This window comes from Klebsiella sp. HN106 (genome assembly GCF_051209435.1).
In the GTDB taxonomy this organism is placed as follows: Bacteria; Pseudomonadota; Gammaproteobacteria; order Enterobacterales; family Enterobacteriaceae; genus Klebsiella; species Klebsiella oxytoca.
In genome coordinates, this window is sequence record NZ_JBLURD010000149.1 from 1 (window position 1) to 351 (window position 351).

Consider the following 351-nt stretch of genomic DNA (forward strand, 5'->3'; position numbering starts at 1 on the left):
CTTTTCAGGGAAGTAAAGTCGAGTTGCCAAGGCTGAAGTACGAGTATCAGGCCCACGCATGCCACCCCGATGGCGATATACTGCCATCGCCGCATGCGCTCACCTAAGAATAACGCGGCCATCACCACAACCCAGAATGGCATGGTATAACTCAGGATCGCCACTTTACCGGCGCCACCGCTCATTAGCGCCCACTGTGCCAGACCGACCATGCCACAGGTTTGCAATAACGCGATCGCCAGGGTGTAGCCGAAAGGCGTCGGCTTGAGCGCTTTACCGCGGATCAACATCACTATCCATAGCACCACGGCGCCAAAAATACTGCGCAGCGCCGTGAAGTCAAAAGCGCCG

At 56.7% G+C, this 351-nt stretch carries 1 protein-coding gene; it reads right to left on the reverse strand.

What is annotated here, in order from left to right:
- On the reverse strand, positions 1-351 hold a 351-nt coding region (locus ACSIPU_RS30725; protein ID WP_435322497.1), incomplete at both ends, for an EamA family transporter.